At 39.0% G+C, this 15,282-nt stretch carries 13 protein-coding genes; 10 read left to right on the forward strand and 3 right to left on the reverse strand.

Annotated features, from left to right (window positions below; all coding sequences use genetic code 11):
* The first annotated feature begins 60 nt into the window (after positions 1–60).
* A complete protein-coding gene (locus NDQ71_RS07050) occupies positions 61–2,829 on the forward strand; it encodes an ATP-binding protein (RefSeq protein WP_301562509.1) in 2,769 nt (922 codons plus the stop codon).
* Between the two features lie 48 nt (positions 2,830–2,877).
* On the opposite strand, the gene NDQ71_RS07055 is transcribed toward NDQ71_RS07050, so the two are convergent.
* The gene (locus tag NDQ71_RS07055; protein WP_064666420.1) at positions 2,878–3,150 is read right to left on the reverse strand and encodes an oxidative damage protection protein; all 273 of its coding nucleotides are present in this window, start codon (positions 3,148–3,150) and stop codon (positions 2,878–2,880) included.
* A gap of 30 nt (positions 3,151–3,180) precedes the next feature.
* Entirely contained in the window at positions 3,181–4,251 is a 1,071-nt protein-coding gene (gene mutY, locus NDQ71_RS07060; RefSeq protein WP_301562659.1) for an A/G-specific adenine glycosylase, read from the reverse strand.
* Between the two features lie 139 nt (positions 4,252–4,390).
* Between mutY and trmB the strand changes: the two genes are divergently transcribed.
* The 5 genes from trmB (at position 4,391) to arcA (ending at position 9,305) form a co-directional block, all read left to right on the forward strand.
* The gene (gene trmB / locus NDQ71_RS07065; protein ID WP_064666418.1) at positions 4,391–5,116 is read left to right on the forward strand and encodes a tRNA (guanosine(46)-N7)-methyltransferase TrmB; all 726 of its coding nucleotides are present in this window, start codon (positions 4,391–4,393) and stop codon (positions 5,114–5,116) included.
* Positions 5,117–5,146: 30 nt separating this feature from the next.
* Positions 5,147–6,172: a 16S rRNA (guanine(1207)-N(2))-methyltransferase RsmC gene (rsmC, locus tag NDQ71_RS07070; RefSeq protein WP_301562510.1), complete on the forward strand. Its 1,026-nt coding sequence runs from the start codon at positions 5,147–5,149 to the stop codon at positions 6,170–6,172.
* Positions 6,173–6,333: 161 nt separating this feature from the next.
* Entirely contained in the window at positions 6,334–7,959 is a 1,626-nt protein-coding gene (locus NDQ71_RS07075) for a sensor histidine kinase (RefSeq protein WP_301562511.1), read from the forward strand.
* Positions 7,956–8,480: a YfiR family protein gene (locus tag NDQ71_RS07080; protein WP_192542829.1), complete on the forward strand. Its 525-nt coding sequence runs from the start codon at positions 7,956–7,958 to the stop codon at positions 8,478–8,480. The genes NDQ71_RS07075 and NDQ71_RS07080 overlap by 4 nt, the downstream gene beginning before the upstream one ends.
* Positions 8,481–8,588: 108 nt before the next feature.
* Positions 8,589–9,305 carry a two-component system response regulator ArcA gene (arcA, locus tag NDQ71_RS07085; protein WP_064666414.1) on the forward strand — a complete coding sequence of 239 codons (717 nt, stop codon included), beginning with the start codon at positions 8,589–8,591 and terminating at the stop codon, positions 9,303–9,305.
* 27 nt (positions 9,306–9,332) lie between these two features.
* On the opposite strand, the gene arcB is transcribed toward arcA, so the two are convergent.
* Positions 9,333–11,657 carry an aerobic respiration two-component sensor histidine kinase ArcB gene (gene arcB / locus NDQ71_RS07090; RefSeq protein ID WP_301562512.1) on the reverse strand — a complete coding sequence of 775 codons (2,325 nt, stop codon included), beginning with the start codon at positions 11,655–11,657 and terminating at the stop codon, positions 9,333–9,335.
* A gap of 213 nt (positions 11,658–11,870) precedes the next feature.
* On the opposite strand from arcB, the gene folE2 reads away from it, so the two are divergent.
* The 4 genes from folE2 (at position 11,871) to NDQ71_RS07110 (ending at position 15,227) form a co-directional block, all read left to right on the forward strand.
* Complete coding sequence (gene folE2, locus NDQ71_RS07095; protein WP_301562513.1) at positions 11,871–12,791, forward strand: GTP cyclohydrolase FolE2; 921 nt, start codon at positions 11,871–11,873, stop codon at positions 12,789–12,791.
* Positions 12,792–12,872: 81 nt separating this feature from the next.
* Positions 12,873–13,466 carry a DUF2726 domain-containing protein gene (locus NDQ71_RS07100; RefSeq protein ID WP_301562514.1) on the forward strand — a complete coding sequence of 198 codons (594 nt, stop codon included), beginning with the start codon at positions 12,873–12,875 and terminating at the stop codon, positions 13,464–13,466.
* A gap of 104 nt (positions 13,467–13,570) precedes the next feature.
* The gene (gene mtnN, locus NDQ71_RS07105) at positions 13,571–14,278 is read left to right on the forward strand and encodes a 5'-methylthioadenosine/S-adenosylhomocysteine nucleosidase (RefSeq protein WP_301562515.1); all 708 of its coding nucleotides are present in this window, start codon (positions 13,571–13,573) and stop codon (positions 14,276–14,278) included.
* Position 14,279: 1 nt separating this feature from the next.
* Complete coding sequence (locus NDQ71_RS07110; protein WP_301562516.1) at positions 14,280–15,227, forward strand: cobalamin biosynthesis protein; 948 nt, start codon at positions 14,280–14,282, stop codon at positions 15,225–15,227.
* Positions 15,228–15,282 lie beyond the last annotated feature (55 nt).

A 15,282-nucleotide genomic window follows, 5' to 3' on the forward strand; every position in this document is an offset into this window, starting at 1 on the left:
ATTCCCAGTACACAAGCGACTGTTTAGATTGCGGTTGATAATAGATAAGTTGGATAATAAATGCAGAGTAAATTTTCTTCTCCTGTAAAAGGCCTATTGCCCCTTTTTATAATTATAAACCTAGCCATAACAGCACTCGTTGTAGTTGCATATTCTTTTTACCCTACGCAAAACTCTAAAGTAAAACAAAACTCACTAAGTTTAACGCAATTAGCAGAGCAATTAGATCTGCCATTAGTAAATGCATTAACTCGCTCAGGACAAGATAATGCCAACAAATTACTCGATTTAAGTGTCGCACTGAATAATCAGTTTGATTACTACTTATATAGGTATCCAACAACTGCTCCGGCACAGTTAGTCTTTGCCAGCAATAAGCCTGTAATTGAAGCTAATAAACTTGACCAGCATTTAGCCGAGCAAGGTGTTATTCATCATCAGTTAAAATTAAATGATCAACCCGTTGGTGAATTGATCATCAAACAAAAATTCAATTCTGCAGCCTTGTTACCACAACATTCACTAGTACTTGCAATAGCCATGGCTGGATTTGCTGTTGTATGCTTATTTTTGCTGGCAATGTTTTTTAACGTCTACCTAAATACTCGATTACGTAAAAGCAGTGACATTCTTGCCCACGAGCTAGAAAGCATCACTAAATCGAACAGTTATAATACTCAAGTTAATGAGAACCTCGATATTGGTCTTGGCGTTGTTGCTAAAAATATCAACCAACTATTGCTGCAAATACAAAATGCAATCAGCAATAATGCTATCGCCCAACAAGACTTACAGAACCTACAAAGTAGCCTTGAAACAGAAGTACAAAACCGTACTTTAGCGCTTGAAAAAGCGAGCCAAAGAGCTGAACAAGCAAGCGAAGCAAAAACAACTTTTTTAGCGACTATGAGTCATGAAATACGCACGCCAATGAATGGCGTTATTGGCACGATAGATTTATTGAGACAAACCGAGCTCAATGGCGCCCAGCATCGCTTAAGTACTATTATTCGTGAATCAGCCTTTTCATTATTGGGGATTTTGGATGATATTTTGGATTTCTCAAAAATTGAAGCCGGTAAACTCAATATAGATACAATTCCTTTTTCAGTTTCAGATACCATAGAGGAAGTTGCCAGAGTCTTGTCATCGGTAGCTAAAAAACGCCAATTAGAGTTAGAACTTGCCATAGCTCCTGATATCCCGATTAACTTAATTGGTGATACTGTTCGTGTACGCCAAGTGTTGTATAACTTATGTAGTAACGCGATTAAATTTACCAGCAGTAATGACGACCGTGTAGGCTATGTGAGAATTTCGGTAGAAGTGGCACAAAACACCACTGATCATTTCACTTTGCGCTTTACCGTAAGTGATAACGGTAAAGGCATGAACCCAGCCCAGCTTCGAGAAATATTTAATCCATTTATCCAAGCCGAGGGCTCTATTACCCGAGAATACGGCGGAACCGGTTTAGGTTTATCAATTTGTAAAAGTTTAACTGAGCTAATGCTGGGCTCAATTAATGTCACTAGTAATGTAGGAATTGGTAGTGACTTTGTCGTGGAGCTGCCATTTAGCACCGAAAACAGTATTAAGTACGCGCATAAAAATGCATTAAAAGATCACCGTGTTGTGCTTGTTACAGAGCACCCAACCAGAAAGCAAACCCTAAATCGTTACCTATCATTTATGGGTGCTAAAACAATTACGGTACAAACCGTTGAAGAAGTTGAACAACATCAAGATACGCCCGGTATTATCTGGGTACTTGATGGTGTTGATGCAATGGATAATATTAATTATTTATTACGCCGTTTATTGTACACCCTTGAAGATAATAACCAGCAAGTCGTGGTACTGAGTAAATTAGACGAAACGGCAATCAATCATCAGAACATTTTTTACCTAAATGCAGCGCCGTTGTGTAAGTCAAACTTTATGATGTCGTTATTAGTTGCAGCTGGGCTGCACACACCAAAGCAAGTTAAGCCGGTTAAAACCCTTAATAATTATTTAAGTGTTGAGCAAGCTCGCGATGAGAACAAATTGGTATTACTCGTTGAGGACAATATTTTGAATCAGCAAGTGCTCACCGATCAATTGCACTTATTAGGCTTTGGTGTAGAGGTTGCTGAAAACGGTGAAGAAGGTTTAAAAATGTGGCAAAGCGGTCATTACCCATTAATTTTAACCGATTTGCACATGCCTAAAATGTCTGGTTATGACATGGTTGAAAAAATCCGTGACGAAGCCTCACAGCTTGAGGATATTAACGCCCAACCTTATATTATCGCAGTAACCGCAAATGCGCTTAAAGGTGAAAAAGAGCGCTGTTTAAACGCGGGTATTAATGACTTCATTACTAAACCGGTTGAATTAAACACGCTAGAGGCAACCCTCAATAGATGGAGTGATATAAGCAAGCAAGGGCCTATCGCCGCTAAACCAACTAAACCTACAACGCCCATAAACTTGGAGATGCTTGCCAAGTACATCAATAATGATGAAGCAAAGCAATTGCGCTTCTTTAAAATGTATTTAGAGCAAAGTCATACTTTAACTAAAGAAATAAATACCGGCGTAATGACCGCAGATAAGGAAATAATCATCTCGGCGTGTCATCAATTAAAATCAATATCAAAAACTATCGGTGCAGAGAAAGTAGCAGAGCTTGCCGCTGATTTTGAAAGTCAGTGCAAAGAGCAAGATTTAACCAGTGATCAGTTGATTGAACTGCGTGATAATTTAGAAATTGAATATTCACGTGTTGCGCAATATTTAAAAGAGCAAGTACGTAATGCTCAAGTGCAAGATGATACGATTTAATTTAAGCAATAAAAAAGGGCTTTAACAGCCCTTTTTTACTATAGAAAATCATTTTTCTGGTGGACGATAGCCTTCGATTTCTACCTCTTTACCTTCAAATAGAAATCCGACCATCTGCTGCTCTAAAAAAGTGCGATGCTCAGGATCCATCATATTTAAATGCTTTTCATTAATTAGCATAGTCTGCTTGTGTTGCCACTGACCCCACGCTTCTTTAGAAATATTATTGAAGATCTTTTCACCAAGCTCACCTGGGTAAAGTTGAAATCCTAACCCTTCTGCTTCTTTTTGTAACTTTTGACAAAATACTGTACGTGCCATGATAGACCTCTTATTCACTTAAAATCGATATTAGCTAGTGTAAACTATTGAAGCGATTTGTTTAACTAGCTTTTTAGTTGGTGCGGCTAAACCGACTTCTATTGACTGATCTAGTGGGTACCAAACCAGCTGCCGCTCATTAACTACATCTGGTATTTTAGCTAGCTTTAACACATGAGGATTAATCGTTAATTCAAAATGCGAAAATACATGAGTGAAAGGCTCCAGAGCATCAGTTGTCAGTGCAAGACCTTGTTGAGCCAAAAATGTATCTAACTGGGCTTTTTGCTCAAACTCAAAAAAGCTAAATAATCCACCCCAAATACCTGAGTTAGGCCTTTTTTCCATCAAAACTTGCTCATCACATCGCACTATCAATTGATGGCACACCTTTTTGGGTACTGTTTTTTTAGGTTTCGAGTGAGGAAACTGTTTCACCAGATCGCTATTAAATGCCTCGCAACGCGCGTTTAATGGGCAAGCTTGGCAGTCAAATTTACTTCGTGAACACAGGCTTGCGCCTAAATCCATCATCGCTTGATTAAACTCAGTAACATTCTCTTTTGGGGTGAGTTGCTCAGTTAATTGCCACAGTTGGTTTTCAACTTTTTTAACCCCATACCAACCCTCAACCATAAAATAGCGTGCCAATACCCGCTTTACATTACCGTCTAAGATTGGGTGATGTTGCCCAAGTGATAACGATAATACAGCGCCAGCAGTTGAGCGCCCTATTCCAGGTAACGCAACAACTTCATCGAGTGTTGTGGGAAAGACCCCGTTGTATTTATCACGAATAATTTTTGCTGTTTTATGTAAATTTCGTGCACGCGCGTAATAACCCAGCCCAGTCCAATGATGCAGTACCTGATCTTCATCTGCATTTGCTAAAGCAATAATATCTGGAAAACTTGCCATAAACTTTTCAAAATATGGAATAACAGTCACAACTTGAGTTTGTTGCAACATGACTTCTGATACCCAGACTTTGTATGGTGTTTTATTTAGCTGCCAAGGTAACGTTTTACGTCCATGTAGGTGATACCAATCGACAACTTGCTGAGAAAACCAGTTTGCTTCACTGTTATTTAACTTCAAAATTACTACTTTTATGACTCGACCCTTGATGGCGCTCAGTCTATTGCAGTTAATAAAAAGGTCAAGTACTTGTGATCAACGCCTTGGTCAGGGATAATACGCCACCATTTTAAGACATGTTGTTTTCATCAGGCCAAAATATATGAGTGATTCAAGTAACGATAACCTTGAGCAAGCAAAGCAAGAAGGTAAATATATTCGTACAATTCGCAGCTTTGTTAAACGCGAAGGTCGTTTAACCAAAGGACAAGCTGCAGCAATTGAAAAATGCTGGCCAACAATGGGCCTTGAGCACAAAAATGGCATGCTTGATTTAGCGCAAGTATTTGGCAATGACAACGATGTTGTATTAGAAATTGGTTTTGGTATGGGTAAGTCATTAGTTGAAATGGCTAAAAACGCTCCACACCTAAACTTTATTGGTATTGAAGTTCACCGCCCAGGTGTTGGCGCATGTTTAATGGATGCCGACGAAGCAGGCATCACCAATTTACGTATTTTTGAACATGACGCTGTTGAGGTATTTGCTGACTGTATAGCCGAAGGTAGCATTACCACGGTGCAATTATTCTTCCCTGATCCGTGGCATAAAAAGCGTCATCATAAACGCCGTATTGTGCAACCAGCATTTGTTGAAAGTCTACGCAGTAAGTTAAAAATTGGTGGTGTGTTTCATATGGCCACTGATTGGGAAAACTACGCAGAGCATATGCTTGAAGTAATGCAAACTGCCAAGCATTTTACTAACCAATCACAAACGAACGATTATGTTCCACGCCCTGACTTACGTCCGTTGACTAAATTTGAACAACGCGGCCATCGTTTAGGTCACGGTGTTTGGGATTTAATGTTTGAACGCATTAGCTAATTAAATTAATTAATCAAAGGCAAGCCATTTATGAGCGCATTAACCAATCCTAGTTCGTTGTTACTTCGTAATAGCGAAAACCTCAAGGCAGACTCTATTTTGGTGGTTAATTTTGTCCAAGATGGCTTTTTGTCACAGTTGCAACAGCTAAATCCAAACAGCAAAATTAGCGCTTTTAGCTACAACCATGCTAATGGTGAATTTGCAAAAAACATCAAAGGCATTGATGTTTGCGTAAGCCACGAAATAACTGCAAAACATTTTGATTTAGTTATCTATTATTATCCTAAAGCCAAGCCCGAAGCACTAATGACGCTGGATAACATCCGTGCTGTTATTAATCCTGATGCCGAGTTACTGGTGGTTGGCGAAAATAAAAGTGGCGTAAAATCAATTGAAAAGCAATTTAGTAGCCACTGCGAATACAGTAATAAAATAGACAGTGCCCGCCATTGTGCTCTGTATTTATTTACAGAAATAGCTAAACTCTCTGAGTTTGTTATCACTCGCTACCACAAACAATTTAGTGTAGATGTAGCAGGTATGAGTTTTAGCGCGATCAGCATACCTGGGGTCTTTAATCATGGTGAACTTGATGGCGGTACTAAAATACTGCTTGAGAATGCGCCTACTATAAAATCTGGTAATGTGTTGGATTTTGGTTGTGGTGCTGGTTTAATTGCAACTTTTTTAGGCTTAAAAAACCCTGCACTGAACTTTACTTGCACAGATGTAAGTGCCCTTGCCGCCTATGCAACCGAGCAAACTTTAGCGCTTAACAATGTCAGCGGTAAAGCCTTATTAAGTGATGGATTAGCAAATGTAACAGGTAAATTTGAATTAATTATTTCAAATCCACCGTTTCATACTGGTATTGCTACTGATTACACTGTTGCCGAACAATTTTTAAGTGGCGCTAAACAGCACTTAACCAAGCAAGGTAAATTAACCATTGTTGCAAACTGTTTCTTAAAATACCCACCTATTTTAGAGGCCCAGTTTGGCACTTACCAAACAGTTCATAAAACCAATAAGTTTTCGGTATATAGCAGCTAACTGCGACCCCAATTCGATACTGTAACACTTCAATAAAGCTGCCAAAAAATAAAATAGGCAGCTTTTCAACAAACTTAGGATATTTTTTAGTTACTTTGATAGCTCTTTGCTAGACTTACGGTAATTCTATCAAAATTATATATTCGGCCTTCATCACAATAATGCCTAAATCAACGTCGCAAACAAGTATTCGTAAAGCTCTGATCAGCGCAGTAATGTTTGTTACGGCCTTGTGTTTATCATTATCTATTTCTATATCTACATACCTTGATGTTAAAGAGCAAAAGCATCTAATAGTCGATAAACTCAATATTCTCGCAGAAATCATAGCGTTTAATGCACAGGTAACTGTACTGTTTGATGATAGAAAAACCGAAGAGCAACGACTTAAATCGTTCGAGGGTATTCCGCTAGTTAAAAACATCCATATTTACGCCATTGATGAAATATCTAATAAGCCCGTATTTTTTACCAGTTTTAATGCAAAAAAAACCCCACCAGTGCCACTGCGCGTGGATAGTATAGAGCAACTAAAACAACCTAGGATCACTGAAGATTACATAGAATTAATCAAGCCAATCATGTATGAAGGTAATGTGAAAGGCTATGTCTATATTCGTGGCGGATTAGAGCGCCTAAACGCTTATATAAACAAAAAAATTCTTATCGATATTCTTTTAACGTTATTCGTTTTAGTACTGGTTTATTTTGTGGCAAAGCGCATTCAAAAACGTATTGCCGATCCAATCGACCAATTAAGTACTTTACTGCAAGATGTCTCAAAAAATCACAATTACAACGCCCGAGCCGAAAAAACAAGTATCACCGAAATAAATATGCTTGCCAATAGTTTAAACATCATGCTGACACGCACGCAAAATCAAATCGAGCGACATAAAAATGATAAGCAAGAAATTAAACAGCTAAACCAAAGTTTAGAAGAAAAAGTAAATCAACGTACTATCGCACTTAGAGAAGCCAACCAAGAATTACTAACAACACTGGAACGAATGCATCAATACCAAAACCAAATTGTTGAAAGTGAAAAAATGGCCTCGTTAGGGCAAATGGTTGCAGGTGTTGCGCATGAGGTAAATACACCGATAGGTTTAGGGATCACCGGCTCTACCCTACTGCGCGATAAACTGGCAGAAATAAGCCAAGGATTTGAGCAAAAAACCTTGACCTCAAGTCAACTGAAACGCTTTATCGATAATGGCATAGAAAATTTAGACCTTATCTATCGAAATTTAAATCGCGCTGCTGAGCTGGTTTCCAGTTTTAAGAGAGTAGCAGTTAACCAAGATGGTGAACTAAACTCACTGGTTAATATGCATGAACTGATCACCAATGTAATGTTATCAATGCGTGCTGATTTACTTGTCAAAGCTCCTAACGTTGTTATTCATTGTTCACCTCAATTGATGTTTGAAACTAAAGTTGGTCCGCTACAGCAAGTATTGCAGCAATTATTGAGTAACTCTGTAATTCATGGCTTTCGAGATAATCAAAATAATGAAATCGAAATCACTGTTGAACGTAACGAGAGTAGTCTGATCATTGACTACTATGATAATGGTATTGGCGTTGATAAAAGTATTAAGAAACGTATTTTTGATCCCTTTGTTACCACTAAACGTGGCGAAGGAGGCAGTGGCTTAGGTATGCATTTAGTTTACAATTTAGTTACACAAGCCTTAGGCGGCAGTGTTTATTTTGATGATCAAAGCTCAAAAGGAACCCGTTTTATTATTACCTTGCCGTTGACTCAGGCTAGTAAACCATGAAACTAAGCAGTTTATTATTTACTCTGATAATCATTTTTCCTGGGATTTTACAGGCTAAGTCACCGGAACAAGTTAAGTCAGCATTTTTATTTCAGATTGCAAAGTTCATCGAATTCCCGCAAGTTAACAATAATCAGGCCGTGACTTTTTGTTTTTATGACACTAAACATGGCATTGGTAAGTTATTGAATGATAATTCTAGCCTTAAAATTAACAATATGCCGATTGAAACTGTGTTAATTGATAAAAATCAGCAAATTTCTGAACTTTCTCGCATTTGTGATATCACATACATTGATGAAACAATGGAAGATGATATAATTCCACTTTGGATCGATACCATTTCATTAAATACCTTAACAGTTGGTGAGAGTATTAATTTTTTAGAAAAAGGTGGCGTTATTTCTTTGGTCCAAGAAGGGAATAAAATCCGACTGTATATCAATAGACAGCAGTTGTTGCGCTGTAGTTTTAAAGTGCAATCTCGGTTATTAGCTGTTTCTAAATTTCATCCGAATTGATTTTACTTGTTAACAATTGGATATACTCCTATAATCACTAGTATTCGGTTTTATAATACAATACCGAATTAATTGTAAATAAAATATTCCGAAAAAGGTTAATTAATAATGCAAACGCCAGTCATTCTGATTGTAGAGGATGAAGACGTAACTCGACTAAACCTCGTTAGTTTATTTGAAGCTGAAGGTTACAAAGTTATTGAAGCCATTGATGGCGATGACATGCATGACAAGCTTACAAATAATGATGATGTGAACCTTGTAGTTATGGACATCAACCTACCAGGCAAAAACGGGCTAATTTTAGCGCGTGAATTACGTCAAAAGCGTAACGTTGGACTTATTTTCCTAACCGGTCGTGATAACGATGTAGACCGTATTTTAGGCCTAGAAATTGGTGCGGACGATTATATTACTAAACCGTTCAACCCTCGTGAATTAACTATTCGTGCTCGTAACTTGCTTTCTCGTACTGCTCTCGGCGGTGAAGAAACAAGCCTTGAAACAAATGGTGTGATCACATTCAATGGCTGGGAACTTGACGAAAATAGCCGCTGTTTAACTTCACCAAATGGTGATGCTAAACGTTTACCGAAAGGTGAATACAGAGCACTACGTTTAATGCTTGACTCTCCGGGCCGTATTTTCAGCCGTGAGCAACTGATCAAGCATATGACTGGTCGTGAACTTCGTGCAAATGACCGTACTGTTGACGTAACGATCCGTCGTATTAGAAAGCATTTTGAAAGTGATAACAGTACATCTGAGCTTATCAGCACCATCCATGGTGAAGGTTATCGTTTCATTGGTAAGATTGATAGTTAATATCTTTTTTATCAAACACCTGCAGCATTAACGTGCTAATTGCTGTAAGAATAAATGAAGGGCCTGTTGCCCTTCATTTATTTTATCTGCCAATATTGTTAACCAGTTCTGTAGTTCCTCATCACTTTCTTCAAGCGCGCCATGCTCCATCTTTTTCGCATGTAACTGCACATCATTTAAACCAACAGATCCTGCTGCCCCTTTAAGCTTGTGCGCCACTGATTTATATTCTTCACGATCGCCATCCGCTAATGAAATCGCCAATTCTTGTTGGTATTGCGGGTTAAGTTTTTCAAATAAACTGCTACTGCGTTTAAATATTACGATACCCATCGAGTTGACAAAATCTTCTATGGTTTCAACATCCAATAACCCTACATTGATATTTTCACTGGCTTCTTTACTAACTGTCAAACGAGTTTCATCGCATTGTTGTTGCTGCTTAATATCAAACAGTTCTGCCAACATTTTATCAAGCTTAGTGGTATTAATTGGCTTAGCTAACGCTCCTTGAATTGAGATCCCTTGCAGTTCTTCTTCAGCGCTACGCACATTGGCCGTCAGTGCAACAATAGGTAACTTGTCGAAATGACTATCTGCACGGATCTGACGCGCAACTTCATCACCATTAATATCTGGCAATTGCATATCAAGTAATACAAGGTCTAGATCATCTTCAGTTTCAACAAACGACAACGCATCTTCTCCGGTTTCAGCCCAGATAACTTCGTGACCACGCTGTTCAAGTAAGTTTGTCGCGATTTCAGCATTTAGCGGCACATCTTCAACCAGCAAAATATTTAAACTACGGCCAACATAGCTGTGCTCAGCTGGTGCAATACAAAGCGCCAGCGGTATTTCCACCACAAAACAACTGCCTTCACCTTCTGTACTACTGACATGTAATTGCCCTTTCATGGCAGTGACCAACGCTTTTGTAACGGCTAAACCAATACCAGAGCCAATAGCGTTAGTACCGTTTAAATCGGGGGCTTTATAATACATGTCAAAAATACGGTGTAATTGCTCTTGTGGAATGCCCTGACCGGTATCGGTAACTTTCATAACTAACCACGCACCATCCGCCCGGTTTTCGCGACGACATGCTAATTGCACTTTGCCTTGTTGGGTAAATTTAACGGCATTGTTAATTAAATTCCATACCACTTGACGTAATCGTGTTGGATCTAATTGTGCGTAAATATCCAACATACCTTTGCGTTTAATTTCAAACTCTAAGCCTTTTTGTTCAGCAATCAATCCGGCGAAGTTAACCACATCATTTATAAAGTCAGATACATTGATTGAGTCAGTGACTATATCAAGTTGTTCACGGTCAATTTTATCTAAGTCGATTATATCGTTAAATATATTGCCTAATGTCTCGGCACTGGAGAACACGGTGTTACACCAGCTTCGTTGCTGCTTATCAAGATCGGTATCAAGTAGCATTCGGGTTAAACCAACGATACCGTTTAGTGGAGTGCGTAATTCATGACTCAAGGTGGCAATAAATTTCCCTTTATCTTTATAAGCGGTTTCAAGTGCTTGGGCTGCTTCTTTACGACTGGTGATATCACGGCCAAACGCCAGTAAACCAATGTATTCGCCATCATCATTAATAAACGGCAGTTTACGCATTTCAAACCAACGGTTTTCATTACCCACCGGGTATTCAACATCAAGTGTTAATGCTGCATGAGTTTTTTCGACCTTGTTATCCGTTAACAACACTTCTGGTAAGTATTGCGTTGGATAAATTTCTTCTGCAGTTTTACCGATTAACTCACTACTTGGCTTACCAATGACTTCTTCAAACATTTTATTACAACCGGCAAATACGCCGTTATTATCACGGTAATAAAATAAATCTGGTGATGAATCGACAATCGAGCGCAGTAACATACCTTGCTGTGCGAGTTCTTGTTGGGTTTTCTTACGCTCAACAATTTCTCGTCTGAGTTCTTCAATTGCACGATGTTTGGCATGAAAAGCCATTTTACGTTCATCAATTTCAACATTTAATCGATTGATATTATCTTTTAATGTTTGGTTTAATAGCTTTTCTTGCTTGGTGGCGCTGTCTAAATAGGCGTAGGAAGCATCTAGTTGACGTATTGAGTTGATCAGTACGCTGATAATGATAGGTGACACAACCGCAGTAAAAAACATCACGGCAAGCACATCTACAAGCGTCACTGTGCCCACAGCAACATAATAAAACATGCATGATAATATCAATGCCAGCACTAATAGTAATGCATAACAAATAGTTGCGGTTTTAAATTCACCGAATCGAGTAATTAAACTAGAAAGTATTCGAGCCCACGGACTCAAAGAGGAATCGACCATATATAAATCTGTCTCTTAACGATACATTTAAGTATATAAAAAATCAGCTGATGTCACAGCTACAAAAAAACGACTAGTGCTATGATTTTAGCATTTTTGTATTAACTATTTTCATGTTCCGCGACGAAAACAGAAAATTTTCATCTACCACGTATTTTTAAATTATTTCGTGTAAAATACCGCGCTTTACAATTGCCAATTACGAGATTTTTCATGCAAAGCAACATGCCCGATATAGCAGATACAGCTCCCGCCTTACAAACAGGTAAATTAGACTGGGTTGGTATGGCTGATATTGAACTGCCTTTTATATTCGAATCTCGTGATCTTGCACCTATTCATGTCAATGCTAAAGCCCGTGCTTTTGTGAACTTACATAAAGAAGACGCCAAGGGCATTCATATGTCACGGTTGTTTTTAGCCCTTGATACTTTATCAACCGAGCAGCAAGTTAACCCGCAAACGATTGCCCAAGCGCTAGACACTTTTATTTCAAGTCATGAAGGATTATCTGATCAAGCTAAAATAGAGTTCAAATTTGAGTTACCACTGCGTAGGAAGTCACTTTTAAGCGGCAAAGCAGGATGGAAAAGCTATCCGTTAACGATAGAGGCAAAAATTGACCGCGGTGTACTGAGTTTTGAATTAAGCCTTGATGTGACTTATTCATCGACTTGCCCTTGTTCAGCGGCTTTAGCCCGTCAGCTTATTCAACAAGCCTTTGTTGAAAAGTTTAATGAGCAAGTACTTAATCATGAACAAGTACTCAACTGGCTTGGCAGCACTGATGGTATTGTTGCGACTCCTCACTCACAACGCTCTATCGCTAATGTAAAAGTTAAGCTCGATAGTAATATCACCGAATTTGATATTTTAAGTTTGATCGACACATTGGAAAACGAGCTTAAAACCCCAGTTCAAGCTGCGGTTAAGCGCGAAGATGAGCAAGAGTTTGCGCGTTTAAATGGCCAAAACTTAATGTTCTGCGAAGACGCGGCGCGTAAAATCAAAGCCATCTTAGAAAAAGCTCAATACGCTGATTACTGGTTGCAAATAAACCATTATGAATCACTGCATGCCCATGATGCCGTGGCGATTGCCGTTAAAGGAATTGACGACGGATACCAGCCTTAAATAAAGTGTAACTCCACAAAAACTGGGCACGTAAATTGCTATCTAATTTAAAGTGTCAATTTGTTGTTGTGGAGTTACCGTATGGAATTCGCTTTATTATCAATTTTAGTATTAGTAGTTGGGGCATCTGTTGTTGCGTCAAAGTTTACCGACGATGGCGGAAATCCTTACCCATTCACGCGTAAAAGCAGTGTTTTTACGCAAGTTGAAAGTTCTTTCCTTAATCTTTTAGAGCGTGCTGTAGGCGACCAGTATAAAATTGTTAGCCGCGTGAAGTTAATCGATGTCATTGATTGCAAAAAAGGTTTATCTCCTAAAGCGAAACGCGCAGCAATCGCAAAAGCCAAAAACAAACAGCTTGATTATGTATTAATCGACAAAGAAAAAATGACCATTGTCGCAGCCGTTGATTTAGTTAATAACGCCAACAAAGATGGCCATAAAGCACAACGTGATTGGTTTGTTAATGGCGCATTAGAAGCTGCTGGCATCCCGCATATCCGTATGAAAGTGAAGTCAGGTTATCGTCCATCAGAAGTACGTGATGCGATTATGTTTAAACTTGGTAAACCTGCGGCGGCAAGTATGCGCCCTACCCGCAACCGAGTTACAAAACCGGCAGTACTGTCACCTTCTCAAGCTAAAGCACATTCCACAGCCTTAGCTGAAATATAAGTTTTCTTAAACGATAAAATGCGAGCTTTATAGGCTCGCATTTTTTGTTTTTTATCGCTAACTTCACGTATAATCTAAACATCTAATTCGAGGAATTTAAAATTATGAATGTTGGTATTATTGGCGCTATGGAGCCAGAAGTTAAAATTTTGCGTGAAGCAATGCAAAATCCACAAGTTCTAACTAAAGCTGGTTTCACTTTTTATACCGGTGAGTTAGCTGGTAACACAGTGACTTTAGTGCAATCAGGTATCGGTAAAGTAGCCTCGAGTATTGCCACAACCTTATTGATTGATAATTTTCAGCCAGATTGCGTGATCAACACAGGCTCTGCCGGTGGTTTTGCTCCATCACTGAGCGTAGGCGACGTGGTAATTTCATCAGAAGTACGTCATCACGATGTTGATGTAACCGCATTTGGTTATGAGATTGGTCAGGTGCCACAAATGCCAGCTGGTTTTGCCGCGCACCCTAAATTAATTGACGCCGCAGAACAAAGTATTGCCCAAATCGGCGATGTTAAAACCTTAGTCGGTTTAATTTGTACCGGTGATTCATTTATGTGTGACCCAGTGCGTATTGATAAAGCCCGTTCTGACTTTCCCACTATGTTAGCTGTAGAAATGGAAGGCGCAGCTATTGCACAAGCTTGCTTTACTTTAGAGACACCGTTTGTAGTGATCCGCTCAATGTCTGATATTGCAGGTAAAGAATCACCACAGTCGTTTGAAGAATACCTAGAAACCGCCTCAGTTAATTCATCAAAAATGGTGGTCGCATTACTAGAAAAGCTGACAACGGTAACGCTATAAGGTGTTACCCAATTTAGTTCAGCAACATGTGGACTTTATTGTATTTATATTAGCGCTCCTTGCTGAGCGCTTTTTGCCTTTGGTAAGCTGGTATCACCCAAATACATTTTTAACTGCAGTATTTAGAGCACTTGGCAAACGCGTTTTTCGCAAGAGTGAACATGCCAGTTACCAGTATTTATCCTCTTCGCTGTGTTTCAGCTTAGTCATTTTAGTGATCATGACCTTAGTGATTTTACTGCTTGAATTTGCCTATTACCCAGAACTGTTAGCCGGATTAATCCTTTATTTAAGCCTTGAATGGCGAAGTGTAGAAAGCAAAGCACTGCGCATTGCACGACTCGTTAAACAAAATCAAAAGTCTACAGCCCGAGAGTTATTAAAACCGCTACTTGCTCGCCAAGTCGATAAATTATCAAGCCCTGGGATTTGTAAAGCCATTATGGAAACGCTGATCTTAAGAGTTGCCCGTCATTACTTTAGCGTGATTTTCTTTTATCTACTCTTTGGTCCTATGGCTGCACTGGCTTATCGCTTACTGACTTTGATCCACCAAGCTTGGCGCAAAGATATGTTGCCTAATAGCCCATTTTTAAAATCACTTAGTTGGCTATTATATATTCTTGAATGGTTCCCTACGCGGATATTGGCGCTAACTGTTGCAGCAAGTAAAGCCAGTAAATTGAGCATTCATTATATCAAGCATTATGGACGGCACTTTTATCAAACAAATAGCGGCTGGTTATTAAGTTGTTGTTCCGCCTCTGTTGGTGTGCAATTAGGCGGCCCTGCGATATACCAAGGTACTCGATTTGATAAAATGCGTATTGGTACTGAGCGTTTACCACAGGCTGATGATATTGCTGTATTGATAAATCGGCTCAATCAAGCGCGTGGTTTTTGGTTATTAGTGATCTTGGGGGTTGAGCTGGTTAAAATAATTGTCTGAATCACAGATAGAAAAAAACCAGCCGAAGCTGGTTTTTATTACTTAACTACCTAAC

The organism is Pseudoalteromonas sp. KG3 (assembly GCF_030436385.1).
In the GTDB taxonomy this organism is placed as follows: Bacteria; Pseudomonadota; Gammaproteobacteria; order Enterobacterales; family Alteromonadaceae; genus Pseudoalteromonas; species Pseudoalteromonas prydzensis.

Excerpts from the sequence above, each read along its gene's own strand:
- NDQ71_RS07050 (WP_301562509.1), top strand. The coding sequence starts at position 61 with ATGCAGAGTAAATTTTCTTCTCCTGTAAAAGGCCTATTGCCCCTTTTT.
- NDQ71_RS07055 (WP_064666420.1), bottom strand. The coding sequence starts at position 3,150 with ATGGCACGTACAGTATTTTGTCAAAAGTTACAAAAAGAAGCAGAAGGG.
- trmB (WP_064666418.1), top strand. The coding sequence starts at position 4,391 with ATGAGTGATTCAAGTAACGATAACCTTGAGCAAGCAAAGCAAGAAGGT.
- rsmC (WP_301562510.1), top strand. The coding sequence starts at position 5,147 with ATGAGCGCATTAACCAATCCTAGTTCGTTGTTACTTCGTAATAGCGAA.
- NDQ71_RS07075 (WP_301562511.1), top strand. The coding sequence starts at position 6,334 with ATGCCTAAATCAACGTCGCAAACAAGTATTCGTAAAGCTCTGATCAGC.
- NDQ71_RS07080 (WP_192542829.1), top strand. The coding sequence starts at position 7,956 with ATGAAACTAAGCAGTTTATTATTTACTCTGATAATCATTTTTCCTGGG.
- arcA (WP_064666414.1), top strand. The coding sequence starts at position 8,589 with ATGCAAACGCCAGTCATTCTGATTGTAGAGGATGAAGACGTAACTCGA.
- arcB (WP_301562512.1), bottom strand. The coding sequence starts at position 11,657 with ATGGTCGATTCCTCTTTGAGTCCGTGGGCTCGAATACTTTCTAGTTTA.
- folE2 (WP_301562513.1), top strand. The coding sequence starts at position 11,871 with ATGCAAAGCAACATGCCCGATATAGCAGATACAGCTCCCGCCTTACAA.
- NDQ71_RS07100 (WP_301562514.1), top strand. The coding sequence starts at position 12,873 with ATGGAATTCGCTTTATTATCAATTTTAGTATTAGTAGTTGGGGCATCT.
- mtnN (WP_301562515.1), top strand. The coding sequence starts at position 13,571 with ATGAATGTTGGTATTATTGGCGCTATGGAGCCAGAAGTTAAAATTTTG.